At 63.5% G+C, this 23,074-nt stretch carries 22 protein-coding genes; 14 read left to right on the plus strand and 8 right to left on the minus strand.

The window, feature by feature from the left end:
* Window positions 1–175 precede the first annotated feature (175 nt).
* Complete coding sequence (locus OKB81_RS11520) at window positions 176–880, plus strand: SDR family oxidoreductase (RefSeq protein WP_039039618.1); 705 nt, start codon at window positions 176–178, stop codon at window positions 878–880.
* Between the two features lie 58 nt (window positions 881–938).
* On the opposite strand, the gene folK is transcribed toward OKB81_RS11520, so the two are convergent.
* Complete coding sequence (gene folK, locus OKB81_RS11525; RefSeq protein WP_010675982.1) at window positions 939–1,484, minus strand: 2-amino-4-hydroxy-6-hydroxymethyldihydropteridine diphosphokinase; 546 nt, start codon at window positions 1,482–1,484, stop codon at window positions 939–941.
* 125 nt (window positions 1,485–1,609) lie between these two features.
* Between folK and cydH the strand changes: the two genes are divergently transcribed.
* The 4 genes from cydH to OKB81_RS11545 all read left to right on the plus strand — a co-directional run bounded on the left by cydH (window position 1,610) and on the right by OKB81_RS11545 (window position 5,167).
* On the plus strand, window positions 1,610–1,702 hold the full coding sequence (cydH, locus tag OKB81_RS11530) for a cytochrome bd-I oxidase subunit CydH (RefSeq protein WP_010675981.1): 93 nt from the start codon (window positions 1,610–1,612) through the stop codon (window positions 1,700–1,702).
* Window positions 1,703–1,804: 102 nt separating this feature from the next.
* Window positions 1,805–3,217, plus strand: coding sequence for a sensor histidine kinase (locus OKB81_RS11535; protein ID WP_045522797.1), 1,413 nt, complete (start codon window positions 1,805–1,807; stop codon window positions 3,215–3,217).
* Between the two features lie 105 nt (window positions 3,218–3,322).
* The gene (locus OKB81_RS11540) at window positions 3,323–3,832 is read left to right on the plus strand and encodes a hypothetical protein (RefSeq protein WP_039039694.1); all 510 of its coding nucleotides are present in this window, start codon (window positions 3,323–3,325) and stop codon (window positions 3,830–3,832) included.
* Between the two features lie 54 nt (window positions 3,833–3,886).
* Window positions 3,887–5,167 (plus strand): sigma 54-interacting transcriptional regulator, encoded by a 1,281-nt coding sequence (locus OKB81_RS11545; RefSeq protein ID WP_041214273.1) that lies wholly within the window; start codon window positions 3,887–3,889, stop codon window positions 5,165–5,167.
* A gap of 95 nt (window positions 5,168–5,262) precedes the next feature.
* Here OKB81_RS11545 and OKB81_RS11550 read toward each other — a convergent pair whose 3' ends face one another.
* On the minus strand, window positions 5,263–5,736 hold the full coding sequence (locus tag OKB81_RS11550) for a DUF1097 domain-containing protein (protein ID WP_042014355.1): 474 nt from the start codon (window positions 5,734–5,736) through the stop codon (window positions 5,263–5,265).
* A gap of 371 nt (window positions 5,737–6,107) precedes the next feature.
* Here OKB81_RS11550 and msrP point away from each other — a divergent pair, with 371 nt between their 5' ends.
* Both msrP and OKB81_RS11560 read left to right on the plus strand, forming a co-directional pair.
* Window positions 6,108–7,118, plus strand: coding sequence for a protein-methionine-sulfoxide reductase catalytic subunit MsrP (gene msrP / locus OKB81_RS11555; RefSeq protein ID WP_160838278.1), 1,011 nt, complete (start codon window positions 6,108–6,110; stop codon window positions 7,116–7,118).
* Window positions 7,119–7,209: 91 nt separating this feature from the next.
* Window positions 7,210–7,863, plus strand: coding sequence for a protein-methionine-sulfoxide reductase heme-binding subunit MsrQ (locus OKB81_RS11560; RefSeq protein WP_270664088.1), 654 nt, complete (start codon window positions 7,210–7,212; stop codon window positions 7,861–7,863).
* Window positions 7,864–7,873: 10 nt separating this feature from the next.
* Here OKB81_RS11560 and OKB81_RS11565 read toward each other — a convergent pair whose 3' ends face one another.
* Window positions 7,874–8,122, minus strand: a complete 249-nt coding sequence (locus tag OKB81_RS11565) for a PepSY domain-containing protein (protein ID WP_010675973.1) — start codon at window positions 8,120–8,122, stop codon at window positions 7,874–7,876.
* A 63-nt stretch (window positions 8,123–8,185) separates the two neighbouring features.
* Here OKB81_RS11565 and OKB81_RS11570 point away from each other — a divergent pair, with 63 nt between their 5' ends.
* The 4 genes from OKB81_RS11570 (at window position 8,186) to OKB81_RS11585 (ending at window position 11,204) form a co-directional block, all read left to right on the plus strand.
* Complete coding sequence (locus OKB81_RS11570) at window positions 8,186–8,518, plus strand: PepSY domain-containing protein (protein ID WP_160838274.1); 333 nt, start codon at window positions 8,186–8,188, stop codon at window positions 8,516–8,518.
* Between the two features lie 87 nt (window positions 8,519–8,605).
* Entirely contained in the window at window positions 8,606–9,262 is a 657-nt protein-coding gene (locus OKB81_RS11575) for a response regulator transcription factor (RefSeq protein ID WP_005332666.1), read from the plus strand.
* Between the two features lie 31 nt (window positions 9,263–9,293).
* Window positions 9,294–10,640: a sensor histidine kinase gene (locus tag OKB81_RS11580; RefSeq protein WP_160838272.1), complete on the plus strand. Its 1,347-nt coding sequence runs from the start codon at window positions 9,294–9,296 to the stop codon at window positions 10,638–10,640.
* A gap of 102 nt (window positions 10,641–10,742) precedes the next feature.
* Entirely contained in the window at window positions 10,743–11,204 is a 462-nt protein-coding gene (locus OKB81_RS11585) for a hypothetical protein (protein WP_010675970.1), read from the plus strand.
* A gap of 370 nt (window positions 11,205–11,574) precedes the next feature.
* Here the strand turns inward: OKB81_RS11585 and torA are convergent, their stop codons facing one another.
* Together torA and OKB81_RS11595 are read right to left on the minus strand one after the other, a co-directional pair.
* Window positions 11,575–14,055: a trimethylamine-N-oxide reductase TorA gene (gene torA, locus OKB81_RS11590; protein ID WP_160838270.1), complete on the minus strand. Its 2,481-nt coding sequence runs from the start codon at window positions 14,053–14,055 to the stop codon at window positions 11,575–11,577.
* Window positions 14,056–14,077: 22 nt separating this feature from the next.
* The gene (locus OKB81_RS11595) at window positions 14,078–15,208 is read right to left on the minus strand and encodes a NapC/NirT family cytochrome c (protein ID WP_045522783.1); all 1,131 of its coding nucleotides are present in this window, start codon (window positions 15,206–15,208) and stop codon (window positions 14,078–14,080) included.
* Between the two features lie 298 nt (window positions 15,209–15,506).
* Here OKB81_RS11595 and OKB81_RS11600 point away from each other — a divergent pair, with 298 nt between their 5' ends.
* Window positions 15,507–17,516 carry a DNA topoisomerase III gene (locus OKB81_RS11600; protein ID WP_104452141.1) on the plus strand — a complete coding sequence of 670 codons (2,010 nt, stop codon included), beginning with the start codon at window positions 15,507–15,509 and terminating at the stop codon, window positions 17,514–17,516.
* 73 nt (window positions 17,517–17,589) lie between these two features.
* Here the strand turns inward: OKB81_RS11600 and OKB81_RS11605 are convergent, their stop codons facing one another.
* Window positions 17,590–18,945, minus strand: a complete 1,356-nt coding sequence (locus OKB81_RS11605; RefSeq protein WP_160838266.1) for a TrkH family potassium uptake protein — start codon at window positions 18,943–18,945, stop codon at window positions 17,590–17,592.
* Window positions 18,942–19,595, minus strand: coding sequence for a potassium channel family protein (locus OKB81_RS11610; protein ID WP_010675965.1), 654 nt, complete (start codon window positions 19,593–19,595; stop codon window positions 18,942–18,944). The genes OKB81_RS11605 and OKB81_RS11610 overlap by 4 nt, the downstream gene beginning before the upstream one ends.
* Before the next feature lie 125 nt (window positions 19,596–19,720).
* Here OKB81_RS11610 and murB point away from each other — a divergent pair, with 125 nt between their 5' ends.
* Window positions 19,721–20,758 (plus strand): UDP-N-acetylmuramate dehydrogenase, encoded by a 1,038-nt coding sequence (gene murB, locus OKB81_RS11615; protein WP_160838264.1) that lies wholly within the window; start codon window positions 19,721–19,723, stop codon window positions 20,756–20,758.
* Window positions 20,755–21,720: a bifunctional biotin--[acetyl-CoA-carboxylase] ligase/biotin operon repressor BirA gene (birA, locus tag OKB81_RS11620; RefSeq protein WP_201985301.1), complete on the plus strand. Its 966-nt coding sequence runs from the start codon at window positions 20,755–20,757 to the stop codon at window positions 21,718–21,720. The genes murB and birA overlap by 4 nt, the downstream gene beginning before the upstream one ends.
* A 76-nt stretch (window positions 21,721–21,796) precedes the next feature.
* Here birA and coaA read toward each other — a convergent pair whose 3' ends face one another.
* Window positions 21,797–22,735 (minus strand): type I pantothenate kinase, encoded by a 939-nt coding sequence (gene coaA, locus OKB81_RS11625; RefSeq protein WP_029314861.1) that lies wholly within the window; start codon window positions 22,733–22,735, stop codon window positions 21,797–21,799.
* Between the last annotated feature and the right edge of the window lie 339 nt (window positions 22,736–23,074).

The raw sequence follows: 23,074 nt of genomic DNA on the forward strand, positions 1-23,074 counted from the left end.
TGATCTCGCACCTCGATAACTGTACGTAAGATCAGTATAGTTCGTGGTAACTGACTGCTAATCATGGGTAATCAGGATGGGTTTTGCCTCGGACATCGATAGGTCATGGCCGATGAATGGGCCCTCCGTGCGATCCTGCATGGATCGGGGAGGGCGACAACCACAAGGAGAGTGTATGCGTGCATTGGTAACGGGCTGTGGCCGTCGCCTGGGATTCTATCTGTGCGAGCAGCTGGTGGCCGCTGGCTGGCAGGTGACGGGCAGCTATCGCAGCGAACGGCCCGAGCTGGATCGTCTGCGAGACGTGGGCGTCGAACTGGTACAGGCGGACTTTACCCGGGAAGAGGAGGTTGGCGCCGTGGTGACGGCGCTGGCGGCCCATGAGGATCTTGCCCTGATCATCCACAATGCCTCCGCCTTCGAGCCCCAGGCGGCGGATCCTGCGGTGCAGCTGGCCCAGTTTGATCAGTTCTACCGGGTACACATGGCGGCTCCCTTCCAGCTCAACCGGGCGCTGGCCCCCGCCCTTGCCCGCCAGCCCAACGGGGGCATCATCCACATCACCGATATCTACATCCATGCCCCGGCGCCCCAGTTTGCCGCCTACGTGGCCACCAAGGCGGGAGCCCATTCCCTGGCCATGAGCTTTGCCCGCGAACTGGCGCCTGCCGTGCGGGTCAACACCATAGAGCCTGGCCCCATCCTGTTTCTCGACGAGCACGGGGATGACTGGCGCCAGCAGGTGCTGGCGAAGACGCCGCTGGCGCGGGAAGGGGGTCTGGAGCCCATCTGGCAGGCGGTACAGATGCTGATGAAGAACGACTACATGACCGGGGCCAGCATCCGGGTGGACGGGGGGCGCGCCCTCGCCGTCATCTAGGGCAAGGCGGGCCGCCATGACATGAGGCGCCTTTGGGCGCCTCATGTGTGTGAACGGCTCAAGGGTGCCGGATGGCGGCGTGCCGGGAAGGGGGGCCGGGGTGGCCATTGCCGGGAAGCAGGGCCTCGTCTTGCTGGCAGAGATGGATGGGGGCCTGGCCGATGCGCTGCTTCGCAAACACCTTGCTGCCCGGCAGGCCGAGGGTCACCTTGCCGGAGTCCACACTGCCGCCCTGATACATCTCCGCCAGCAGATCCCCCAGGTAGGCATCCACCCCGGCCTCGGCGAAGTCATCCCGTTCGCCGCAGGCCAGTATGTCGATGTCCAGTGGCCTGTCCGCCACCTTGCACAGGGGGTTGCTGCGATCCCGGCCATGGGCCAGCTCCATGGTGACAAACTCGGCCTTGAGCTGGACGGGGGAGAGGTCGCTCTGGACGACGAACAGGCAGTTGAGGAAGTCGTGGCGCGAATGCATGCCCACGGGTTTGGTCTGGATGACGGAACTCAGGTGAAGGCGACCAAAGCGGGCCAGCAATTCGGCGACGACCTGACTGACGTGCAGGGCGGGGTCGAGATTGGATCCAATGCTACAGAGGTAAAACATGCTTTCCATTCCTTGGGTTGGGCTCGTCTGAAATATATACGCAGCTCACGGTTATGGGATTCACTATGAATTAACATGTCGTTATCTGTTGTGATCCAACGCTGATTGGCAGAAAGGAGGTTTGCATGAGCGTAGAAATGAAATGGGCACTGTTGGCCGCGTCAGGGGCCCTTGCCATGATCATTGTCATCTGTGTGGCGTCCGTCGGCCTGGCGTGAATCCGGCCTCGGTGAGCAATCAAACCGGCTTTATGGCCGGTTTTGCTTTTTGGGGCAGTGCGGATATGCTGGCTCCCCCATGACGAATCGAGACCGCAGAAGATGACCAAGGTTCGGCCCCGCTCCCTGCTCCAGGTAGTACTGATGGGCTTCGTGCTGGTGCTGATGCCCCTGGGGGGCATGATCTGGCACGACAGTCAGGCTCTCTCCCACCTGGGCCAGCTCACCAGCGACGAGATGGAACGTGCGGTGCGGGACACTCGCCGGGCGACGCTGCTCTCCACTCAGGCCATCGATCTGGAGCGCACCCTGCGCCGCTATGCGGTCCTGGGTGATGACCGCATCCTGGCCAGCTATCGGCAGCAGCTGGTGCGCTACCGGGAACTGCTCGCGACCCATCAGGACTCCATTCCGGATGCCGAGGTCTACGGAGATCTCGAGGCGACGCTGGTCTGGCTCGATGGCCTGCAGGATCTGCGCAAGGCCAGGCAGGAGGCGACCAGCCCCCGTTTCACCGACTTCAACGAACTGAACCAGCAACTGGAAGTGGTCACCCGCAGCCAGGTGGATGATCACGTGACCCGCATGCGGGGCGCCATCGTGGAGCTGAAACAGCAGATCTGGTGGGTCAGCGGCTTCGTGGTCGGGCTCAGCCTGCTGCTGGTGTTGCTCTTTACCTACCTCATCATCCACCCGGTACGTCAGATTGAGTCGCGGATCCTGAGTCTGGGCGCAGGCGTCGAGCCGGATCAGCGCCCGGTGGATGGCCCGGCCGAACTGGTGCTGCTGGGGGAGCGGATCAGCTGGCTGCACGACAAGCTCAAGGAGCTGGAACAGCAGAAATACCAGTTCCTGCGCCACGTATCCCACGAGCTGAAAACCCCCCTTGCCGTGCTGCGGGAGGGGGCTGATCTGCTCTCGGAGCAGCTGGTGGGGCCCCTCAACGGGGATCAGCAGGAGATCTGCCAGATGCTGGAGGAGAACAGCCGCCGTCTGCAGACCCTGATCGAGCGGCTGCTCGACTTCAATCGCCTCAGCCAGCAGGAGGTGTTCACCCTGTCCGAGGTGCCCCTGGCGCCCTTGTTGTCAGACTTGTCCGAAGAGTACCGGCTCGCGCTGGAATCCAAGCAAATCAGTGTACACTTGCCGCCCGAGCCCATCAGCCTGCGGGCAGAGCCCTACCGCCTGCGACTCATCCTCGACAATCTCTTTTCCAACGCAGTTAGCTATGGCGCCAGGGGCGGACAGATCTGGATCCGCGCCGGGGCGGGAGCGGGCGGCGGCTGGCTGGAGGTGGCCAACGAAGGGCCTGTCATCCCGCCAGACGAGCGGGAGCGCATCTTCGAGCCCTTTGAACAGGGCAGCATAGTGCGTCAGGGATTGCTGAAAGGCTCCGGCATGGGCCTCTCCATTGCCCGGGAGTCTGCCATGAGTCTGGGCGGCGAGCTCAGGCTGATCGAGGATGCCCAGGCGGATGTCTGTTTCCGGCTGGATTTGAACGTGCGCCCGAGCTGACGGACGTGGCGGCGACCCCGCAGGTGCGGGTGGCGCCTTGACACCGAATATTGAGAGGAGCGGGCAGGTGCCTGCTCCCCACCAGGATCTGAAGTGACATTCAAGATGAAACGATTTGTGATTCCCGTATTGATGATAGGCCTGCTCGCTGGCTGTTCCCTGCTGCCTTCTACCAGCCTCACCGAGCCTTCCCAGGAGGCGATCGCCAGGCGGATGGAGTTTGCCAACAAGGAGATGCAGGTGCGCCTGCAATACTCGGACTGGCTGCTGGCCAGCCATCCCCAGCAGCGGATGCAGGAGCGCCAGCGACTGGCCGGCGCCACCGACCTCGAGAGCCGGGTCAGCCTGGCCATGGTCAACACCCACCCGTCCGAATCGGTGGCCAGCCGCCGGGCCGGGCTGGATCAGCTGAAGGCTCTGTTGCCGGAGCTTGGTCTCGATGCCCAGGCCTTCCTGCGCAGCTGGATCGCCCTCGGGGAGGAGCTGCTGGTGCGAGACAGCCGCCGCGACGATCAGAGTCAGGAGGTGAAGCGTCTACGCCAGCAGATAGAGCAGCTCTCCGCCATCGACGAGCAGCTCAACCAGCGTAAGCTCAATGGGGGAGGTCAGCCATGACAGCTCCGGACCGCGCCGCAATGACCGCGTTTTTCGCCAAGAGGGGGTGAGAGCATGAGCCGTATTCTGCTGGTGGACGATGATGCCAGCCTGCTCAAGCTGATGAGCATGCGCCTGCGCAGCCAGGGTTACGAGGTGGATACCGCCGACAGCGCCGAAGGAGCGCTGGACAGGCTGCGCCAGCAACGGGCCGACCTGGTGCTGAGCGATCTGCGCATGGGGGGCATGGACGGGCTGGCGCTGTTCGAGCGGATCCAGTCCCAGTGGCTCGGCATGCCGGTGATCATCATGACCGCCCACGGCACCATTCCCGACGCCATCCAGGCGACCCGCTCCGGGGTGTTCAGCTTCCTCACCAAGCCCATCGACAAGGACGAGCTGCTGGTCACCATAGAACATGCTCTCAGCCTGACCCGTCCGAAGCAGCAGCAGGAGTGGCAGTCCCTCATCCAGACCCGCAACCCGCAGATGGAGCAGTTGCTGATCCAGGCGAGCAGCATCGCCACCATGGACGTGCCCGTGCTGATCCTGGGCCCCTCCGGCGCCGGCAAGGGGGTGATGACCCAGGCGCTGCACCAGGCCAGCCACCGCCGCGACAAGCCGCTGCATACCATCAACTGTGCGGCTCTGCCCTGGCCCGTGCTGGACTTGCAGCTGTTTGGCGAGGATGGCCAGTCCGGCCTGTTTGCCGAGGCCAAAGGCGGCACCCTCTTCCTCGACGAGATAGGAGATCTGTCGGAGTCACTCCAGGCCAAGTTGCTCCAGGTGCTGGCGGAGTATGGTCAGGGTACCCCCGAGGTGCGGGTCATCAGCTCCAGCCATCAGGATCTGGTGACCGCCATGGAAGAGGGGCGTTTTCGCGAGGATCTCTTCTACCGCCTCAACGTGGCCAACATCACCCTGCCGCCGCTGAGCGCCCGCAGCGAGGACATCCCCCTGCTGGCCCGTCAGGCGCTGGACGATTACCGCAACCGTCACCCCGATTGCGCCGCCCTCGGCTTCTCGCCGGAGGCGCTGGCCCTGCTGGCCGCCGCGGCCTGGCCGGGCAACGTGCGCCAGCTCTGCGGGGTGGTGGAGCAGCTCGCCAGCCTCTGCTGCAGCCCGGTGATAGGCGCGGCGATGGTGGAGTCGGCCCTGAGTGGCGGCGGTGGCGGTATTCCCTCGTTCAACGAGGCGCGGGCCGAGTTCGAGAAGGAGTATCTGATCCGGCTGCTGCGCACCACGGAGGGGAACGTGACCCTGGCGGCCAACATGGCGGGGAGAAACCGCACCGACTTCTACAAGCTATTGAATCGGCACGGCATCGAGGCGGCAAATTTCAAGTCGAAGGGATAAATGACAGAGGGGCGGCCGTCGATGACGGGCCGCCCCTCTGGTTTCCGACCGAATCGGTTACCTTGCCAGGCTCAGGCTCAGGCTCAGGCTCAGGCTTATGCCGGGTCGCTGACGCCGCCGGTGGAGAGGGTCTTCTGGGAGAGCCAGAGGCCGCTCGCCTTCATCAGATAGCCAAACAGGGCGCCGATGATGAGGGAGGGCAGAATGAGCCGCCACTCGCCTGCGGCGCCGAAGGTGGCACAGCAACCGGCGAAGGTGCCGGGAATGTAGGCGAGCCACTGCTGCCTGGCCTGCACGCACATCAGGGTGGCCACCACCCCTGTCATCAGATAACCCGCCATGCCGGCCCCCCACCAGGTCTCCCCGTGGATCAGCAGGAGTGCCCACAGCATGCCGGTGGTGTTGCACAGCAGGGTCTGCAACAGCGCCTTGTAACCGCCACTCGAGGCGAAGTAGCTGGTGCAGCCGAGGAAGCCGACCCAGGAGATGAGACCGAGTGCGGCGGCCAGTCCACCCCAGACGGCGGAGAGGATCCCGGTCGTGATGGCGATGGCGAACAGTGGGCTCATGGCGTGACTCTCAGTGGTTGAATCCGGAAAAGGAGGCAGCCTACTCCGCGGTAGAGCGGCAGCAAGCGGGGGCCGGATTGTGTGTGATCCCGATCACTCTTTGCAACTCTGGAATACGTTTGCGCTCGCGAAAAAAATTCATTGGAGGCGCCGCAGACCTTGTTCCATAGTTAGAGGCCCTGTCCTGCTCATGGAGTGAGTCTGATGGTGCCAAACGTGATCGTTCCTCTGCTGGTGTTCGTAGTGCTCTTCCTGGCCGGTACCATGGCCAAGGCACTGCCCCTTTACCAACTCATGTAATTCTGTGTGAAATAAAACTCGGCCGGGGCGGGTCTTATGGTTGTCAACCTCATCGTCCCGGGAGTTTTTTCATGTTGATCAAGCGCCGTACTTCTCATCACCCCACCGAACAGGATGTCACGCCGGAAACCGTCTATCAGGATCGTCGCCGCATCCTGAAAGGGCTGGGCCTGGGCGTCGGTGCCGCCACCCTGGCGTTTCCGGTGAAGGCCAGCCTGCTGGATCTCTTCGCACCGGACAAGCCGGCCACCGTGGCCCCCACCAGACCCCTCGACATCCGTGCCGCGACCCGGCCAGAGGGATTGATCCTCACCCCGGAGGAGAAGGCCACCACCCACAACAATTTCTACGAGCTGGGGACCGACAAGGGGGACCCGGCCCGCAACGGCCATTACCTCAGGCCCGAGCCCTGGACCCTGAAGGTGGAAGGGGAGGTGGCCAAACCCTTCACCCTGGATGTGTGGGATCTCATCAACAAGAGCACGCTGGAGGAGCGCATTTATCGGCTGCGCTGCGTGGAGGCCTGGTCCATGGTGCTGCCCTGGAGCGGCATTGCGCTGGCGGATCTGATCCGCCGTTCCGAGCCCACCAGTCGCGCCAAGTTCGTGGCCTTCGAGACGCTCTATGATCCGGAACAGTTGCCGGGGCAGGCCTCCCGTGCCCTGGGGGGCGGCATCGATTATCCCTATGTGGAGGGCTTGCGCCTCGACGAGGCCATGCACCCCCTCTCCTTCCTTGCCATGGGGCTCTATGGCAAGACCCTGCCCGCCCAGAACGGGGCACCCATCCGGCTGGTGGTGCCCTGGAAATACGGCTTCAAGAGCATCAAGAGCATCGTCTCCATCCGCCTGGTGGAGGAGATGCCCCCCACCACCTGGAACCTGCTGGCCCCCAACGAATATGGCTTCTACGCCAACGTCAACCCGAGCGTGGATCACCCGCGCTGGAGCCAGACGAGCGAGCGTTTCATCGGCGAGGGGGGCATCTTCGGGGCCAAGCGCCAGCCGACCCTGATGTTCAATGGCTACGGCGACGAGGTGGCGTCCCTCTATCAGGGGATGGATCTGCGTAGATGGTATTGAGACTGACGCTCTGTCCGACTGATCTCTTGCCCCCTTTTCCCCTGGTGGGCGAGGGGATGAGAAGCGGGAAAAACATGACGGGAACTGCAATATGACGCCGAGACTGAAAACAGCCCATGTCAACGGCTTGCGGGCGCTGGTGCACCTTGGTTCGCTCGGCTTTCTGCTCTGGCTGGGCTATGCCGTGCCAGCCGGGCTGCTGGGGGGGGATCCGGTCCAGGGGCTGACCCATTACCTTGGCAAGGGGGCCCTTCACCTGCTGTTGCTGACCCTGCTGGTGTCGCCGCTCGCCAAGCGCTGGCGCCAGGGGCAGCTCATCAAGTTGCGCCGCCCCCTCGGGCTCTGGTGCGCCGCTTGGGCGTCCCTGCACTTCATGGTCTGGCTGGGGCTGGATCTGCAGTTCGACTGGGGGCTGATTGGCGGCGAGCTGGTGAAGCGCAGCTACATAGTGGTGGGCATGGTGGCGCTGCTGCTGTTGCTGGCGCTGAGTATCGCCTCGATCCCGGCCCTGTTGCGTCGCATGGGGCCGGCATGGCAGAAGCTGCACAACTGGATCTACGGGGTGGCTCTGCTGGTGCCGGTACACTACTGGTGGTCGGTCAAGAGCGGGTGGCAGGAGCCGCTCATCTATCTGGTGCTGGCCTGCGCCCTGCTGTGGCCCCGTCGGGAAAAGCTGCTGCGCCCCTGGCGCAAGCGCCCGCAAGTGGCCGGGAAGGGGGCGGCGCAACAGCCGTCACGCCCATAGCAAAAGAGGCCTATTCGGCCTCTTTTTTGGTGATCTCGCCGGTGTTGGCATCGACCTGCAACTGGACGCGCTGATCGTCGGCATTCAGGGTATCGACCTCGAATTTGTCCCCTTCCAGCTCCACTTCCCGAATGTCGTGATACCCTTGTGCCAGCAACAACTTGACCAGTCCGGCCATGTCGAGACGTGTCTGCGCCGCCCAGCCAAAGGTGGAAAAGAGGCACAAGATCAGCAGGATACTGCGTGGGATCATATTCATTCCGGATTCATGGCTGGCACACTATAAACGGCATTATGTTAGGTTTTGAGAGATGAATCACCCATGAATAGCGCGCTGCCCCTGCTTGGATTGCTGCTGCCGATGCTGGTTCAGGCGGCCCAGCCGAACGAGGCCTTGCTGCAACAGGTGGTTAGTGAGGGGCGGGTCCGTCCTTTTCATGAGTTGATGGAGGTGGCCTCCCGCCTGCCGGTGCGCGTGCTGCGTGTCGATCTGGGTGAGGAGGATGGCGTCTGGCTCTACGAGCTCAGGCTCATCGACGAGGAGAACAGCGTCATCAAGGTGGGCTACCGGGCTGACAATCTGGAGATGGTGTGGCTCAAGGGTCACCATCTGGAGCGCCTGTTCGCTCCGCGCCCGCCCCCGGAAGAGGAGTAACGGCGTGAGTCCGCGAACCTGCCGCCGTCCGGTTCGTCCCCCCAACCGTTGCCGGTGCCGGCACAACCCTGTTTTGGATACCCATGTATGCGCATTCTGATAGTTGAAGATGAAAAGATCCTCGCGGGCCAGCTGGCGGAGCAGCTGCGTCTGTCCGGTTTCGTCACCGATCTCTGCCACGATGGCAACGAGGCGGGCTTTCTCGGCGAGACCGAACCCTATGACGCGATCATCCTGGATCTCGGCCTGCCCGGTCGCGATGGCCTGAGCGTACTGAAGGAGTGGCGCAGCAAGGGGATGGACACCCCGGTGCTGGTGCTGACCGCCCGTGGCCAGTTGCACGAGAAGATTGAAGGGCTCAACGCCGGGGCGGACGACTACCTCACCAAGCCCTTCCAGGTGGCGGAGCTTGTGGCCAGGGTGCAGGCGCTGGTGCGCCGGGCGGCGGGGAACGCCAGCTCCATCCTCGAGATCGGTGGCGTGCGTCTCGACATGGCGGCTTCCCAGGTGTGGTACGAAGGGACCCCCATCAAGCTCACCGCCCACGAGTTCCGGGTGCTGGGCTACCTGATGCAGCACAGGGGCAAGGTGGTGTCCCGCAGCGAGCTGATCGACCACATCTATGCCCAGGATTTCGATCGCGACTCCAACACCGTGGAGGTGTTCATCGGCCGCATCCGCAAGAAGACCCACGCCGATCTCATCGAGACGGTGCGCGGCCTCGGCTACCGGATCAACGAATGACACCCTCGCAACCGATGGCGGGGTGGGTTGAATGAGGCTGGTACGCACCCTGCGAGGTCGGCTGGTGGTGATCGCCATGGTCTGGTGCGGTCTCTTCCTGTTCGCCACCGGCTTCAGCCTGCAGACCATGATGCGCAACTACTGGCAGGAGGCGGAGGCCGATGGCCTGCGCCTGCAGCTCTACGATCTGCTCTCCCGCCTCGAGATCCAGCCGGACGGCATGCCGGTGGTCACCGAGCCTATGGCCGACCCCCGTTATCGCCAGCCCTACTCCGGCTACTACTGGCAACTGGAGCTGGGGGAGACGGTGGTCAGTCGCTCCCGCTCCCTGTGGGATGCCCATTTGAGTGCCCACGGCCTGAAGTCGGCCTTCGGCGATCCGGATCTCTTTGTCGGCCAGGGGCCCAACAAGGAGCCCCTGCTCATCATGACCCGTACCGTGCTGCTGCCGGGGTCTGATCGGGTCTTCACCCTGGTGATGGCCAAGGACAGCAGCGCCCTGACCCAGACCCTGAAGAAGACCCGCATCAGCCTGTTCCTCGGCCTCGGCTTCGCCGCCACCGGCCTGGTGCTCGGCTTCATGTTCCAGATCCTCTACGGCCTGCGCCCGCTGCACCTGCTGCGTCGCGAGCTGAGCCGCGTCCATCAAGGTCATCAGGAGGGGTTCCGGCTGCGCTACCCCCTGGAGATCCAGCCGCTGGTGGAGGACATCAACCGCCTGCTGCACCACTATGGCGAGCTGTTGCAACGAGCCCGTTCCCACACCGGCAACCTGGCCCACGCCCTCAAGACGCCGCTCAGCATCATGCGCAACCAGGTGACCCAGCTGCCGCCGGAGGATCAGGCCGCCCTCGGCGAGCAGCTCGACCAGATCCAGCGCCACATCGACTATCACCTCGGCAAGGCGCGGGTGACCGGCGCCGCCAAGATCCTCGGGGTCTCGACCCCGGTGCGGGCCCGGGTGGAGTATATCTGCCGCGCCTTCTCCCGCCTCTATCCCGGCAAGACGGTGGACTTGCAGGTGCCGGTCAATCTGGCGGTCGGGGTGGAGGAGCAGGACTTCGACGAGATGGTGGGCAACCTGCTGGAGAACGCCTTCAAGTGGTCCGCCAGCGAGCTGCGCATCTCCAGCGCCGAGCTGGGGGGCTGGATCACCCTGCGCATCGAGGACGACGGTCCCGGCATGAGCGAGGATCAGATCGCCAAGGCGGTGCTGCGGGGGGTGCGCCTCGACGAGAAGGTGCCGGGCTCGGGCCTTGGCCTCAACATCGTCTCGGATCTCGCGGAAGCCTATCGCGGCAGTCTCATCATGGGGCGGGCCGAGCTGGGGGGGCTCGCCGCTTCCCTCTCCCTGCCCAAGGTGGCCAGGGTCGAGTGATGGGGCGCCCCGTCGGGGGGCCCCTTTTGTGCCGCCGTGCTGGCAAGGGGGCGGCACCCGGCATAAGATACGTCTCTTGTTTCAGGTGTAGGAAGGGTAGCAATGACTGACGATCCTTGGGCTTTGTGCCATCTCGATGATTCGTTCGATGCCTCGGTGCTGGGCACCAAGGGGGCCCAGATCCAGTGGTTCGAGGACAGGGATGCCCTGATCCAGTTCCTGCTGGAGGACTTTGTCGACCTGCTGGCCGACGTGGGTGAGCTGGACGAGGATCAGACCGAGAGCGCCCGCGAGCGCTTCACCCTGCTGGTGGAGCAGAGCCTGGATGATCGCACCCTGATGGATGCCATCAACGATCTCGCCTCCGGCCTGCGCCGCATTGCCTGGCTGGGGCCCCTCTCCGAACTGGCGGAGTTGAGCGACGACTTCGCAAGCGGGTTGCGTGCCTTCTTCTGGAGCCAGTATGACGGTGACGAGGATGACCCCGAGGCCTGGGTGCCGGAAGATCTCTGGCCCCAGCTGGTCGAGTGTGCGGAAGAATATATGGTTGAGGGCGACTTCTGATCCCCCTTGCCAGCACCCTGGCTGCAAGGCGGGTGGAGTGTGCCGAAGAGTACATGGTGGAAGGAGACTTCTGAGCCACCTTGTCCGCGCTCTGGCTGCAAGGCGGGTGGAGTGTGCCGAAGAGTACATGGTGGAAGGAGACTTCTGAGCCACCTTGTCCGCGCTCTGGCTGCAAAGCGGGTGGAGTGTGCCGAAGAGTACATGGTGGAAGGAGACTTCTGAGCCACCTTGTCCGCGCTCTGGCTGCAAGGCGGGTGGAGTATGCGGAAGAGCATATGGTTGAGGGTGACTTCTGATTCTGAACCACACCACAAACTGCGATAAGAAAACGGCGCCTTGATGGCGCCGTTTTTGTTGCTCAGTCCTCTACTCAGCCGTTGGCCGGTACCTCGTGCGCCGTGTTGGCGAGCACTGGCCCGATATACTTCTCTATCTGCAATTGGGCCATGTGGCCGCAGTTGCCCTGGGCCAGACTGGACGAGCCCTCGTCGAAGGTGAGGCAGTTGACGTTGCCGTTCTTGCAGATGCTGCCCGCTTCGCCCGGCTTGGCCGGATCGTACCAGGCCCCTTCACACACCCGCACTACCCCGGGCCGGATATCGGCGGAGATCAGGGCCCCCACCAGGATCTGGCCGCGCTCGTTGAAGGCCCGCACCAGATCGCCATCCTGGATGCCGCGCGCCTTGGCGTCGTCCGGATGGATCAGGATGGCCTCCCGATCGGCGATGGCGAACTTGCCCCGCAGCGGGGTGTTGTCGAGCTGGGAGTGCAACCGCTGGGTCGGGTGGGAGGTGTTGAGCGACAGCGGATAGCGCGCCGCCACCTCGCTCTTCACCCACTCCTTGGGCTCATACCACTTGGGATGACCGGCGCAGTCGGCATAACCCATCCCCGCCACCGTGTTGGAGAAGATCTCGATCTTGCCGGACGGGGTACCGAGCGGGTTGAGCAGCGGGTTCTCGCGAAAATCGGCGTGACGGATCCACTGGCGGTTGGCCTCCGGGATCGGGAAGCGGATGTAGTTGTTGGCCTCCCAGAACATGTTGAACGGCGGCAGCGCCACACGTGCGCCACGGGCCTGCGCCGCCATGCCGTCGTACATCTGCTTGAGCCACAGCATCTCGTCCTTCCCTTCGGTGTACTGCTCCTGCACGCCCAGCTTGGCGGCGATGGCGCTGAAGATGTCGAAGTCGTTGCGGGCTTCAAACTGGGGCGGCACGCACTGGTGCATCGGGAACACATAGCGCTGGGAGTAGTCGCCCCCCATCTCCAGGTCGTTGCGCTCGTAGCTGGTGGTGACCGGCAGCACGATGTCGGCGTGTTTGGCAGTCGCCGTCCAGTAGGGCTCGTGGACGATCACGGTCTGCGGCTTGCGCCACGCCTTGACCAGGTTGTTGGTGTCCTGATGGTGGTGGAAGGGGTTGCCCCCCGCCACGTAGACCAGCTTGATGTCCGGATAGGTCACCTTGCGGCCGTTGAAGTCGATGGTCTTGCCCGGATTGGCGAGGCAGTCGGCGATGCGCGCCACCGGGATCGGTGCCGGGCTGTTCTTCGGTGCGTTGCCGGCGGAGATCCCCGCCAGAATGCCGCCCTTGGCGGTGGGGCTGCCACCGGAGGAGTAGTGGTAGCTGAAGCCGTAGCCGCCCCCCGGCAGGCCGATCTGGCCCAGCATGGCAGCCAGAGTGACCAGCATCCAGTTGGGCTGCTCCCCGTGGTGCTGACGCTGCATGCCCCAACCGGCCATGATCATGGTGCGCTTGGCGGCCATGTCGAGGGCCAGCTGGCGGATCACCTTGGCATCGACGCCGCAGACGCTGCTCGCCCACTCGGCGCTCTTGGGCTGGCCGTCCTCCTTGCCGAGCAGGTAGGCGAGGAAGGTGTCGAAGCCGACGGTGTAGCGATCGAGGAAGGCCTGATCGTGCTTCTTCTCGCTGTAGAGGGTGTGGGCCACCCCCAGCATCATGGCCACGTCGGTGTAGGCGTTCGGGGCAATCCACTCGGCGCCGACCAGCTTGGCGGTCTCGTTGTAGACCGGATCGATGCTGATGACGCGGGTGCCTTTCTCTTTCAGCGCCTTGAAGCCCGCTTGACCTTCATGATCCGGTATGTTCCAGCTGTTCTTCAGGGTCACCTGAGCATTGACCCCCCACAGCACCACCAGTTCTGCGTTTTCCACCACGTTGGGCCAGGCGGTCTGCTGTTCGTACACCTCGATGGAGCCCATCACGTGGGACATGATCACCTGAGCCGCGCCGGTGGAGTAGTCACCGGCATAACCGGTGAAGCCGCCGGAGAGGTTCATCAGGCGGTGCAGCAGGGTGCGGCTGTTGTGGAACATGCCGACACTCTTCCAGCCGTAGGAACCGGCGTGGATCGCCTGCGGGCCGAAATCAGACTGAACGCGCTGGATCTCGCCGGCCACCAAGTCGATGGCCTTTTCCCAGCTCACCCGTACCCACTCGTCGGCACCGCGCAACTCCGGTCTGGCGCCCGGGCCGTGCTCCAGCCAGCTTTTGCGCACCATGGGGTACTTGATGCGGTTCTTGGCGTGGACCTGGAACGGCGCCATGTCGATGAGGTCATTCGGCGCTGGGTCATCGGCCACCGGCTGGACCCGCACCATGCGGCCCTCGGAGACGATGGCCTCGAAGGCTCCCCAGTGGGCGCCGGTCAGGATGCCCTTCTGGGCGGGCACCAGGGTGGGGAACTGCTCAAGGGCCGTGCTGACGGCCTTGGCCAGGGCGCTTTTCGGGAAGATACCGGCCAGCAGGGGCAAGGCGGCACAGGCCCCCAGCCCCTTGAGCAGAGTACGGCGGGAGAGGTTGGTCTGTTGGTCATTGAAAAAAGTCATGGGAGAGTCCTCTGTTCCTGCCTTAATGGGCCGCGCTCATGTCGCTGGCGTGTTTCTGCACGTATTGGGTGAGCATGCGCGCCTGCTCCGGGGTGAGGGAGGTACGGGACTCCATCCCCTTGATGACGCCGATCCACTGGTTGGCGTTGAAGTGATCCAGCGCGGTGAGGCCGTGACAGCCGGTGCAGTTGTTGGACATCAGGGTGGAGGCGTATTGCCACAGCTTGCCCTGGTCGCCGATGAGCTGGCTCTGATCGACCCAGGCGGTCAGGCTGACCTGATGCCAGGTGAGGTTGGTGGCGCTGTCGGTCTCGCTCTTGCCGGTCACGAGGGCTTTTCTGGCGGCTTCGCCGACCAGCACGCTCAGGATCCGTTTGCCGGGGGCGGCGTAGAACACCTCGCTCACCCCGTCCTGCTGCCAGCCGTCGATGCGCACCTGGGCGCGGCCGTTGTCGTTGGCCAGCACTTCCACCTGGGTGGAGGGCATCAGGGTGCCTTCGTCAGTCTTGGCGCCGGCATCCAGATAGAGCGGGGTGGTGGCGATGGCATAGCGGGTGGTGACGGTGGTCGGGGTCTGGGCCGCGGCGGCGGCCAGTTCGCTGGCACCGGCGGCGGCCAGGCCGCTCATGTCCGGCATGATGTGGGCAACGCCGCGGTGGCAGTCGATGCAGGTCTGACCCTCCTTGATGGCGACCGGGTGCTCGGCGCGGGCATTGGGGCGCTGGGCCAGGATGTCCATGGCGGCGTAGCTGTGGCAACTGCGACAGGTGGCGGAGTCATTGGCCTTGAGCTGATCCCACACGGTCTGGGCCATGCGCAGCTTGTGGGCCTCGTATTTCTCCGGGGTGTCGAGGGTGCCGATCGCTTCGTGATAGATGTCCTTCACGGCGCGGATCTTGGTCCAGAGATAGGCGGCGGGTTCACTGGGGATGTGGCAGTCGGCGCACTCGGCGCGGATCCCCTTCACGTTCTGGAAGTGGACGCTGCCCTGATATTCGGCGAGCGGGGTCTGCATGGAGTGGCAGGAGACGCAGAACTCGGTGGAGCTGGTCTTGTGCAGCACGGTGACGGTGACGCCCAGTGCGGCGATCCCCAGCAGGGCCCCGAGCAGCAGAAGCCAGAACCAGGTCTTTCTCAACAGTTTTCCAAGCATGGTGACGGTGTCCTTCGAATTCGGGTATTACCAATATAGTAGTAGTCTCAGGATTCTAAGGGTTGACCTCGGTCATGGTTTTAATTTCGACATATAATTGATTTTTGGTTTTGTTATTTGTTTTGTCATGATTTTTTGAATTTAAATCTCACTTTACCCATCCAGTGGGAGCGGGATGTGCTGTGGTGAGGGCGATGCCCAAGCCGGGGCGAGGAGGCAGTACGCCACCCCGGGGCTTGGGGTTTGCGGTGAGAGGATTGTATACTGTTCACATATACAGTATTCAGGTGTATCCATCATGCGACTCTTTATCGCCGAGAAACCCAGCCTTGGCCGCGCCATCGCCGATGTCCTCCCCAAACCTCACAAGAAGGGGGAGGGTTTCATCGAGACGGCGCAGGGAGACGTGGTGACCTGGTGCATCGGCCACCTGCTGGAGCAGGCCGAGCCCGATGCCTACGATGCCGCCTACAAGCAGTGGCGCATGGAATCCCTCCCCATTGTCCCGACCCAGTGGCAGCTGGTGGCCAAACCCAAGACCAAGGCCCAGCTGGCCGTCATCAAGGGGCTCATCAAGCAGGCGGACTGTGTGGTCAACGCCGGTGACCCGGACAGGGAAGGGCAACTGCTGGTGGACGAGGTGATCGACTTTCTCGGCTATCCCAAGACCAAACCGGTGCAGCGCTGCCTCATCAGCGATCTCAATCCCCCCGCCGTGCGCCGCGCCCTCGACAAGCTCAGAGACAACAAGGAGTTCGTGCCGCTGGCGGTGTCGGCGCTGGCCCGTAGCCGTGCCGACTGGCTCTATGGCATCAACATGACCCGGGCCTATACCCTGCTTGGCCGCAAGGGGGGCTGCAGCGAACTGCTGTCGGTGGGTCGGGTACAGACCCCCTTGCTCGGTCTGGTGGTGCGCCGGGATCTCGAGATCGAGGCCTTCGTTCCCAAGCCGTTCTACGAGGTGATGGCCCATCTGCTGACCCAGGGCAACGAACGCTTCACCGCCAGGTGGCTGCCATCGGAGGCATGTCTGCCCTGGCAGGATGAGGAGGGACGGGTGCTCAACCGGGCGCTGGCCGCCAAGGTGGTGGAGCGGATCCAGGGGCAACCCGCCCGGGTGGAGGCGGTGGAGGAGCAGGCGCGCAAGCAGGCGGCGCCGCTCCCCTACAACCTCTCCAGCCTGCAGATCGACGCGGCCAAGCGCTTTGGCATGGATGCCAAGCGGGTGCTGGATATCTGCCAGAGCCTCTACGAGCGGCACAAGCTCATCACCTATCCCAGATCCGACAGCCGCCATCTGCCGAGCGAGCACTTCAACCGGGCCGGCCAGGTGCGGGAGGCCATCGCCAGCACGGCCCCTGCGCTGGCCAGGGCGGTCGCCGAAGCGGATGGCAGGATCCGCAGCAAGGCGTGGAACGACAGCAAGGTGGATGCCCACCACGCCATCATTCCCACCGAGAAGAGGGGGAACGAGGCGAGCCTGGGGGCTGACGAGGCGAAGCTGTACGGCCTGATTGCCCGCCAGTATCTGCTGCAGTTCTACCCGCCGTTCGAGTACAACGACAGCAAGGTGTTGCTGCGCATCGCCGGAGGGCTGTTCCAGGCCAAGGCGCGCCGCATCCTCAAGGCGGGCTGGAAGGCGCTGCTCGGAGTGGAAGAGGATGACGAGGAGGAGGCGGGAACCCTGCCTGCCCTGAAAGAGGGGGAGGAACTGCTGTGCGAGCGGGGGGAACTGCTGGAGAAGATGACCCAGCCCCCCAAGCCGTTTACCGATGCCACCCTGCTTGCCGCCATGACTGGCATCGCCCGTTATGTGCAGGATCCCGAGATCCGCAAGACCCTGCGGGAGACCGACGGTCTGGGCACCGAGGCGACCCGGGCCGGGATCATCGATCTGCTGTTCAAGCGCCGCTTCCTGGTGCGCCAGGGCAAGAGCATCAAGGCCACCCCGACCGGGCGAGCCCTGGTCCAGGCGCTGCCCACGACCGCCACGACACCGGACATGACGGCACTGTGGGAGCAGAGTCTGGGTCAGATCGCCGAACGTCACGGCAGCTACCAGCAGTTCATGGGGCCGCTCACCGAGCAGCTCAACGGCCTGATCGAGGGGGCGCGGCAGGATTCCGGCGCCAGCTTCAGCGCGCTGCCCAAGGCGGCGCCCGGTGACAGCAAGCAACGCTTTGCCCGCCGCAAGCGGACTGGGTCCACCGCCGCACGCCCCCGCACGAGCACGGGCAAGAGTGCTCGTGTGGGGAAGAGCCCTGGAAAGAGCACTGGTAAGGGGACGACCAGGGGCAAGGCTGCCTGAGGCTGGTGCGCGCCGTGATCACATAAAAATAAGAAGAGGGGCCAGTGGCCCCTCTTTGCATGGATGGAGCGGCTTACCCCGTGTAGACGCTCTCTTCCGGATAACGGATGCGGGTCTCCACCGGGCGGGCCAGCATGATGGCCAGGGTGAGGGGCCCCAGACGGCCGCAGATCATCACCAGCACCAGGATCAGTTTGCCCGGTTCGCTTAGAGAAGCGGTGATACCGGTGGACAGTCCCACGGTGGCAAAGGCCGAGATGGTCTCGAACATGATCTTGTCGAATGATTGCGACTCCGTGAGCATCAGCAGGAACATCGCCAGCATCAGCACCATGGTACTGACGATGATGATGGCCAGGGAGCGGGTCACTATCTGGGGTGACAGGGTGCGGCCGAAGGCGGTGACATGGGGGCGCTTGGTCAGAAACGCCCGGGTCGCCAGCAGAACGACGGCAAAGGTGGTGACCTTGATACCGCCCCCGGTGGAGGTTGCCCCGGCACCGATGAACATCAGCATCATCATGAACAGCAGGGAGGCCGGTACCATCTGGTCGATATCCACCGTGTTGAAGCCCGCCGTGCGCGCGGTGGCCGACTGGAAGAAGGCTGCCAGCCACTGGCTCCCGAAGGAGGCGTTGCCCAGGGTGCCCGGGTTGTTGTGCTCCAGCAGCCAGAACATCAGGGTCCCCAGCAGCAGCAGGGCAGGGGTCATCAGCAGCATCAGCTTGCTGTGCAGTTTCAGCTTGCGCCAGCGGCGGTTGCGCACCAGGTCGACGATGACGGTGAAGCCTACCCCCCCCAGGATCAGCAGGGCCGGTATGGTCAGGCTGATGATGGGGTCATCCCGGTAGTCCATGAGGTTGTTGGCAAACAGCGAGAAGCCGGCGTTGTTGAAAGCCGACACCGCGTGGAAGAAGCTGACGTAGAGGCCGTGACCCCAGCCCATGTCGGGCACCCAGCGAATGGCCATGATGGCGGTGCCGATCAGCTGGGCAATCAGGGCGAACAGGACGATGCGTTTCACCAGCTGGACGATGTTGACGGATCCCTCCTGGCCCAGTGCCTCCTTGGCCAGCACCTGCTGGCGCAGCCCGACCCGCTTGCTGAACATGGCGATGAGCAGCAGTGTCATGGTCATCTGGCCGAGACCACCAATCTCCATCAATATCAACAGGATGATCTGCCCCTGCAGGGTGAAGGCGGTACCGGTATCCACCACCCCGAGGCCGGTCACGCTGATGGCGGAGGTGGCGGTGAACAGGGCGTTGATGACGGTGACCTCACCCTTGTGGCTGGAGGGCTGGACCAGAAACAGGGTGCCAACCAGCAGGATGATGAGGAAACTGCCCAGGATGAGCTTGGCCTCGCTCCAGCGGGAGTTGTCTTCCCGATGCAGGGTGAAGGCGTAGTTGCTGCGCCAGTTGATCATAGGGTGTCGAGCCAGTGATCGATGGCGTGCTTGTTGCCGGCCAGGATCAGGATGTCACCGAGTTGCAGCTCCATCTTGCCGGTCAGGACGTTGTGCAGCACCTCACCTCGCTTGATGGCCAACAGCTGGAAATCGCTTTGCTGCAGCAGGCGCAAGTCGGCCAGGGTGCGGGTGTTTTGCTGCAAGCCGATCACGAACTCGGTCAGCACCATGTCGTGACCCAGCTCCAGGTAGTCGAACAGCCGGTTGTCCAGCATGCTCTGGGCCACCCGGCGGCCCATGTCCCACTCCGGGTTGATCACCTTGTCCGCGCCTACCTTCTGCAGGATCTTGGCGTGGAACTTGTCGCGGGCCTTGACCCAGACCTTCTTCACGCCCGCCTCTTTCAGCACCAGCGTGGTCAGGATGCTGGTCTCCAGGTTGTCGCCGATGGCGACAAAGACGATGTCGAAATTCGCCAGGCCCAGTTCGGCGACCGTGGCCTCGTCGGTGGCATCGGCCACGATGACGTGGTTGCAGAGGGTGGCTATCTGGCGGGTCTTGCTCTCGTCGATGTCGATGGCCAGTACCTCGGCATTCTGGCGCTGCAACTCTTCGCACAAGGCGCTGCCAAACAGGCCCAGGCCGATGACGGCGAATTGATTGTTCATGCATGCTTCCTCAGCGGGATGAAGGGGTTACTCTACTCCAGAGCCCTGAGTCCGAAAAGTGTCCGGGTTTTTTGTCCCGGGGGATCTGGGGTAAACTGCGCCCTTGTCCTTGTCGGAACACACAGATGAAACTCACCCCCCACGCCTCCCTGTCGACCCTCAATACTCTGGGCCTGGACGCACACTGCCTCTGGCTGGCCGATGTGACCCGGCCGGATGATCTCGCGCAACTGCGGACCAACCCGGAGTTGGCCATCTTGCCGCGCCTGGTGCTGGGAGGAGGAAGCAACATCCTGTTCTGCGATGACTTTGCCGGTCTGGTGGTCCACAACGGCCTGAAAGGGATCACGCTGCACGAGGAGTCCGAGCACTGGCTGCTGCACGTGGCGGCAGGTGAAAACTGGCACGAGCTGGTATGTCACGCCCTGCAACAGGGCTGGCACGGGCTGGAGAATCTGGCACTCATTCCCGGGACGGTCGGGGCGGCCCCGGTACAGAACATCGGTGCCTACGGGGTCGAGCTGGCCAGCGTCTGTGCCTACGTGGAGGCGTTCAACTGGCAGAGTGGCGAGGTTGAGCGCATCGCGGCGGCCGACTGCCGGTTCGGTTACCGTGACAGCATCTTCAAGTACGACTATCAGGACTCCCACTTCATCATCGCCGTCGGTCTGCGCCTGCCCAAGGCATGGCGCCCGGTCGCCGGCTATGGCCCGCTGGCGGCGCTGGGGGATGCCCCTTCGCCACAGGCCATTTTCGACACCGTCTGTGCCACCCGCATGGCCAAGCTGCCGGATCCGGCGGTGCTGGGCAACGCGGGCAGTTTCTTCAAAAATCCTGTGGTGCCCGCTGCCCTTGCTGAGACCCTGAAACAGCAATACCCGCAGATGCCCTGCTACCCCGCGGCAGAAGGGCAGGCAAAGCTGGCTGCTGGCTGGCTCATCGATCAGTGCGGTCTCAAGGGGTTTGCCATCGGTCGTGCCGCCGTGCATCAGGAGCAGGCGCTGGTGCTGGTCAATCTGGGGGGCGCCAGCGCCATGGAGCTCATCGCGCTGGCGGCCCATGTCCGCGACAGCGTGGAGCACCAGTTCGGTGTGGTGTTGGAACACGAGGTGCGCTTCATGGGGCGCAGCGGTGAAACCTGGCTCGACGAGGTACTGGCATGACCCTGACCCCCGTCAGACAGACCCTGATCACCCTGCTCAGCGACGGCCAGTTTCATTCCGGCGAGCAGCTGGGCGAGCGCCTTGGCATCAGCCGGGCGGCGGTGAGCAAGCACATGGCCGCGCTCAAGGATCTGGGGCTGGATCTCTTCAGCTTGACCGGCAAGGGCTATCGGCTGGCGGTGCCCATGGCCCTCTATGACGAGGGGTGGCTGCAGGCAGAGGCACCGATGGCACCGGTGCACTGCTTCCCTGTCATCGACTCCACCAACCAGTACCTGCTGGAGCGGGTCAACACCCTGAGCTCCGGGGAAAGCTGTCTGGCCGAGTGCCAGACCGCCGGGCGGGGACGTCGTGGCAAACCCTGGGTTTCTCCCTTCGGTTGCCAGCTGATCCTGAGCATGTACTGGCGGCTTGAGCAGGGCATGGCGGCCGCCATGGGACTGAGTCTCGCGGTCGGCGTGGCGGTGGTAGAGGCGCTGGAGTCCCTCGGTTATCCCGGGGTGGAGCTCAAGTGGCCGAACGACCTCTATTACCAGGGCCGCAAGCTGGCGGGCATCCTGGTGGAGATGAGCGGCAGTGCGGGTGCCAGCTGCCATCTGGTGATCGGGGTCGGCCTCAATCTGGCGATGCCGAGTCGGGAGGGGGAGAAGATCGATCAGGCCTGGTCCGAGCTGCGCCATATCCAGCCCGAGCTGGTGGATCGCAACGAGCTGGCCGCCTGCGTGCTGCTGCACCTGCAGCAGGCCATGCAGACCTTCGAACAGACGGGACTGGCGAGTTTCGTCGAGAGCTGGAACCGGCTTGACCACTTCGCCGGCCAGCCGGTGAAGCTGCTGATGGGAGAGCAGGTGATCCGCGGGATTGCCCGGGGGATCGACGAACGCGGAGCCCTGCGTCTGGAGACGGAAGAGGGGCTCAAGCTCTATCTGGGAGGGGAACTCTCCCTGCGGCGGGGTGACTGACCTCGTACGCTCATGAGGACTGAATGAAAGAGGGGGCCTGCGGGCCCCCTCTTTCATGTATGCACTGCGACAGTGGTCACTTGCGCAGCTTGATCTGCTCGATGGCGTGCTCGTTGCCCTTGGTGAGGATGAGGTTGGCCCGCTCCCGGGTCGGCAAGATGTTCTCTTGCAGGTTCAGGTAGTTGATATCCTGCCAGATGTTGTTGGCGATCTCGGTCGCCTCGCTCTCGGCCAGCTTGGCGTAGTGGTGGAAATAGGAGTCGGGATCCGAGAAGGCGCCGCTGCGGAATTTGAGAAAACGATCGATGTACCAGGTGCGCAGCAGCTCGGCATCGGCATCCACATAGATGGAAAAGTCGACGAAGTCCGACACGAACACGCGATGAGGGTCCTGGGGATAGTCCATGCCGCTTTGCAGCACATTGAGCCCTTCCAGGATCAGGATGTCCGGCTGCTCCACCACCTTCTTCTCGTCGGGCAGGATGTCATAGATGAGGTGGGAGTAAACGGGGGCCTCGACCTTCTCGTGGCCGGCGCGGATATTGGCGACAAACTCCACCAGATGGCGGATGTCATAAGACTCGGGGAACCCCTTGCGGCGCATCAGGCCACGGGCTTCCAGCTCCTTGTTGGGAAACAGGAAGCCGTCGGTGGTGACCAGCTCCACCCTGGGGTGCTCCGGCCAGCGCTCCAGCAGTGCCTGAAGGATACGGGCCGTGGTGCTCTTTCCCCCCGCCACGCTGCCGGCGATGCTGATGATATAGGTGCCCTTGCCGCGGGACTGACCGAGAAACTGCTCCAGCACCCGGCTGCGGCGCTGTTTGGCCTTGACGTAGAGATTGAGGAGACGGGAGAGGGGCAGATAGATCTCTTCCACTTCCCGCAATGACACCTTCTCGTTGATCCCGCGCAGGGTCTGCAGATCGTGCTCGGTCAGGGTCAGGGGGACCGCATCGCGCAATAACGCCCATTGTTCGCGGGTGAATTGCAAATAGGGGTTATGCTCTGTCGTCATGGTGTCATCACTGTTTCTTGGGCAGGGCGACCATACACCAAGGGATCGGGAGCGACAAGGGACGCGTCCGGTCGGGACGGAGAAGGAGCGTTTTTTTGCCTGGATCCCGGCATAAATGCACATTTTGCAAGGTGCAATGGTTGCATCCCCAAAATCCTTACCATAAAATGCGCGACGCTTGGATGTCTGTCGTCTATTTGCCCAGCAAAAGCGACAAAAACAACGGGTGCAAGCAGAATTACCGTTGTGGCATTTATGCAACTGGAGGGGTTCCCGAGCGGCCAAAGGGATCAGACTGTAAATCTGACGGCTCTGCCTTCGAAGGTTCGAATCCTTCTC

It is taken from the genome of Aeromonas sp. QDB56 (assembly GCF_027705505.1).
GTDB classification, from domain to species: domain Bacteria; phylum Pseudomonadota; class Gammaproteobacteria; order Enterobacterales; family Aeromonadaceae; genus Aeromonas; species Aeromonas caviae.

Coding starts and splice junctions, on each gene's coding strand:
- OKB81_RS11545 (WP_041214273.1), top strand. CDS start 3,887: ATGAGCCGTATTCTGCTGGTGGACGATGATGCCAGCCTGCTCAAGCTG.
- folK (WP_010675982.1), bottom strand. CDS start 1,484: ATGTTTTACCTCTGTAGCATTGGATCCAATCTCGACCCCGCCCTGCAC.
- coaA (WP_029314861.1), bottom strand. CDS start 22,735: ATGACGACAGAGCATAACCCCTATTTGCAATTCACCCGCGAACAATGG.
- OKB81_RS11575 (WP_005332666.1), top strand. CDS start 8,606: ATGCGCATTCTGATAGTTGAAGATGAAAAGATCCTCGCGGGCCAGCTG.
- OKB81_RS11610 (WP_010675965.1), bottom strand. CDS start 19,595: ATGAACAATCAATTCGCCGTCATCGGCCTGGGCCTGTTTGGCAGCGCC.
- OKB81_RS11595 (WP_045522783.1), bottom strand. CDS start 15,208: ATGCTTGGAAAACTGTTGAGAAAGACCTGGTTCTGGCTTCTGCTGCTC.
- OKB81_RS11560 (WP_270664088.1), top strand. CDS start 7,210: ATGACGCCGAGACTGAAAACAGCCCATGTCAACGGCTTGCGGGCGCTG.
- cydH (WP_010675981.1), top strand. CDS start 1,610: ATGAGCGTAGAAATGAAATGGGCACTGTTGGCCGCGTCAGGGGCCCTT.
- torA (WP_160838270.1), bottom strand. CDS start 14,055: ATGACTTTTTTCAATGACCAACAGACCAACCTCTCCCGCCGTACTCTG.
- OKB81_RS11565 (WP_010675973.1), bottom strand. CDS start 8,122: ATGAATATGATCCCACGCAGTATCCTGCTGATCTTGTGCCTCTTTTCC.
- OKB81_RS11540 (WP_039039694.1), top strand. CDS start 3,323: ATGAAACGATTTGTGATTCCCGTATTGATGATAGGCCTGCTCGCTGGC.
- OKB81_RS11520 (WP_039039618.1), top strand. CDS start 176: ATGCGTGCATTGGTAACGGGCTGTGGCCGTCGCCTGGGATTCTATCTG.
- murB (WP_160838264.1), top strand. CDS start 19,721: ATGAAACTCACCCCCCACGCCTCCCTGTCGACCCTCAATACTCTGGGC.
- OKB81_RS11605 (WP_160838266.1), bottom strand. CDS start 18,945: ATGATCAACTGGCGCAGCAACTACGCCTTCACCCTGCATCGGGAAGAC.
- OKB81_RS11535 (WP_045522797.1), top strand. CDS start 1,805: ATGACCAAGGTTCGGCCCCGCTCCCTGCTCCAGGTAGTACTGATGGGC.
- msrP (WP_160838278.1), top strand. CDS start 6,108: ATGTTGATCAAGCGCCGTACTTCTCATCACCCCACCGAACAGGATGTC.
- OKB81_RS11570 (WP_160838274.1), top strand. CDS start 8,186: ATGAATAGCGCGCTGCCCCTGCTTGGATTGCTGCTGCCGATGCTGGTT.
- OKB81_RS11550 (WP_042014355.1), bottom strand. CDS start 5,736: ATGAGCCCACTGTTCGCCATCGCCATCACGACCGGGATCCTCTCCGCC.
- OKB81_RS11580 (WP_160838272.1), top strand. CDS start 9,294: ATGAGGCTGGTACGCACCCTGCGAGGTCGGCTGGTGGTGATCGCCATG.
- birA (WP_201985301.1), top strand. CDS start 20,755: ATGACCCTGACCCCCGTCAGACAGACCCTGATCACCCTGCTCAGCGAC.
- OKB81_RS11600 (WP_104452141.1), top strand. CDS start 15,507: ATGCGACTCTTTATCGCCGAGAAACCCAGCCTTGGCCGCGCCATCGCC.
- OKB81_RS11585 (WP_010675970.1), top strand. CDS start 10,743: ATGACTGACGATCCTTGGGCTTTGTGCCATCTCGATGATTCGTTCGAT.